Source organism: Vibrio sp. 10N.261.55.A7 (genome assembly GCF_002877365.1).
Classification (GTDB): domain Bacteria; phylum Pseudomonadota; class Gammaproteobacteria; order Enterobacterales; family Vibrionaceae; genus Vibrio.
In genome coordinates this window covers 895-3896 of sequence record NZ_MCWZ01000071.1, presented here as the reverse complement: position 1 = coordinate 3896, position 3002 = coordinate 895, and the positions used below count along the sequence as shown (strand labels likewise).

At 45.1% G+C, this 3002-nt stretch carries 3 protein-coding genes; 1 reads left to right on the top strand and 2 read right to left on the bottom strand.

Features of this window, described 5'->3' with window-relative positions:
- The coding region (locus BCU12_RS05535; protein ID WP_241909753.1) for an Ig-like domain-containing protein at positions 1-1475 on the top strand (1475 nt) is incomplete at its 5' end.
- Between the two features lie 102 nt (positions 1476-1577).
- Here the strand turns inward: BCU12_RS05535 and BCU12_RS05530 are convergent.
- A complete protein-coding gene (locus tag BCU12_RS05530; protein ID WP_102403356.1) occupies positions 1578-2321 on the bottom strand; it encodes a YggN family protein in 744 nt (247 codons plus the stop codon).
- A gap of 45 nt (positions 2322-2366) precedes the next feature.
- Positions 2367-2846, bottom strand: coding sequence for a GreA/GreB family elongation factor (locus BCU12_RS05525; RefSeq protein WP_102403355.1), 480 nt, complete (start codon positions 2844-2846; stop codon positions 2367-2369).
- Positions 2847-3002: the final 156 nt, after the last annotated feature.

Genomic DNA, 3002 nt, shown 5'->3' with positions numbered 1-3002 from the left:
TCGACATTAATGTTGAAGCAGAAGATCCAGATGGCACCGTTTCGCAAGTCGAAGTTTTTGTTAATGACTCAAGCTTGGCAATTATCTCTCAACCGCCTTATACCGCTCAGTGGTCTGCGAGCATTGTCGGTAATAATTCAATAAGAGTTCAAGCCACCGATAACGACAATAATGTCAGCGAAGCCTATGCTTCCGTGCTGGTCAGTGATCAAGATTTAGTGGTCACTTTAACGGAACCAAGTGCAGGCAAAACCATTGGGCTAGGGAAATCTACGCAACTTGCCGCAGATGCCACATCGTTAACCGGCTCAGTAAGCAAAGTTGACTTCCTAGTAAACGGCTCTGTCGTGGGTACAGATACAAGTTCGCCTTATCACTATAACTGGATACCAACGGCTCTTGGAAGCTTCACGGTTTCTGCTCAAGCGTTTGATGCCAGTGGTGCAAGCGCTCTTTCCGATGCCGCTGCCGTTAAGGTTGTAGAGCAGACCGCGAAAAAACACAAACTCGTCGGTTATTGGCACAATTTTGTTAATGGTGCAGGGTGTCCGATGCGTTTAGCGGATATGTCTAACGCTTGGGATATCATTGATATTGCGTTTGCAGAAAATGACCGAAACAGCAATGGTACGGTTCATTTCAACCTCTATTCTGGCGATATACACAGCAACTGTGCGGCGCTCGACCCTGCTCAATTCAAACAAGATATGGCGAACCTACAGGCACAAGGCAAGGTATTCGTTCTCTCTCTTGGTGGTGCAGAAGGCACTATCACACTTAATACTGACCAAGATGAAGCCGCCTTTGTTTCAAGCCTTACGGCATTGATCAATGAGTGGGGGTTCGATGGTTTGGATGTGGATTTAGAGAGTGGTTCAAATCTCCTACACGGATCTGAGATACAAGCTCGTTTAGGCCGAGCACTCCTGCAAATCGAAGCGAACATTGGTGGCGACATGTACCTAACGATGGCTCCAGAGCATCCTTATGTTCAAGGCGGCATGATTGCTTATAGCGGTATTTGGGGCGCGTACATTCCGGTTATTGATGTCGTGCGTGACACGTTGGACTTGCTTCATGTTCAACTATACAACAATGGGGGATTACCAAACCCGTACATGACAGGCGCTGCACCGGAAGGCTCTATCGACATGATGGTCGCTCAGTCAAAAATGTTGATTGAAGGGTTTGAGATTGCTGACGGTTCAATGTTCATGCCGCTCAGGGATGATCAAGTTGCTATCGGCTTGCCGTCGGGGCCTAGCTCTGCGAACTCTGGTCAAGCACCAACTCAAAACATTCTCGACGCTCTAGACTGTTTAACTAAGGGAACACAATGTGGTTCGGTTGTGCCTAGCTTTACCTACCCAAATTATGCAGGCGTCATGACCTGGTCAATCAATTGGGATGAGCACGATGGCTTCAATTTCTCTGGTCCAGTCGGTGACAAGCTGACCCAAATGAATGCAGAGTAAGTCCTCTGTTGGTAACCTGATTCTTAGATGGTTCATATAATGAAAATCGCCAATACGGATACTCCTTATTGGCGATTTTTTCTTCCGACTGTAGTACTAGCCTTAGATAGTAAACAGTTGGTAATCTTTCAATGCAGGGATTTTTTGGTGCAGTTGCTCTTCTTGCTCAGCCATACCATCCAGTGAATCACAGAACTCTTCAGTCTGCTTTTCAACATTTAAATCGTGCTCTTCTAGCCGCTGTTCCACTTTCGCTTTCAGCTCAGCTAGGCTATCGGCTAACTCGGTTAAATTGAGACCGCCCTCTTTTTGCATTTTCTCACTCATCGCATTAAACGCACTGGCAATGAATTCTTTGTTGAATAACGCCTTCGCTTTCTCAAAATCTTCACTCCAAGATTGCGTCATTGTATTAAAGCTGTCCGCAGGCAAAACTAAATCGCCCTCTTTATAATAGCGAGCTTCAAGATCGGCAAGGAACGACTTCATCGATGCCTTCATATCATCAAAGGCTTCTGGCGCTTCAAGACTTTCTGCTACGTCATCAATGATATCGTTAGCAAGCGCAAGGCTGTCACTGGCAATCTTTTTAGCTTGAGGAAGGTATTGATTAATGTCTTCGCGGTACTGCTTTAGAGCGGACTTCTGATCGGCTGTCAGATCGACTTTTTCACCACCAATGTATAAGTCATTAGCGTTATCAACAACGGCACTATCACCGCTGGCTTGAACAACCTCAAGCTGCTGAGTGTTTAGATGAATTTCGTTTTTTAGATTCACCTGACATTGTCCGGCGACAGCCACCTGGCTTACCATAAGACTCAGAAATAGCGCATATTTTTTCATACTTTCTTTTCCATTTTATGCTTCTAAACACCCGACCAAACAGGGCTACTTAATATCCATAATTTCATAATAATAGACTGAGTCAGACACCTTTAGTTCCACCTCATCGCCTACCTCTTTACCTATCATTGCTTTGCCTAAGGGGGCCAAAGGCGTAATGATGGAAACCGACTGTCCCTGATATTGGATATTCAAACCACCCGAACAAGGCCCCACAAAAAGATGTTTTTCATTGTCATCGTCACATACCAATACAACGTACGCCCCAACCCCCACTTTATTCTTAGGTTGGTCGGTGATTGTCAGTGATTCGTATTGATGAATCTCTTGTTCACACTCTTGCACACGCATTGCTTGTCCATGAGCCAAATACGAAGCCTCCAACGCTAACGTATCATATTTATGCTCAGGCACCGTTTCTTCGTCTGTCGCTGCATCAATGGCTCTTTGGGTCGAAGATTTGGCAACCTCCCACTTCTCTTTCAAAGCGGAGACGATAATCTGTTTAAGCTCGAGTTTATTCATACCGAAACAATCAATTTAACAAGGAGCAACAGGATAGATTCAGGTAGAATCATTCGCAAGCTTTTAAAGGAGTTGGGCACGGACATGATTGAGCAATCATTAAAGCAAGTATTTGGATTTGATTCACTTCGAGGTGGGCAACAAAAGGTTATCGAT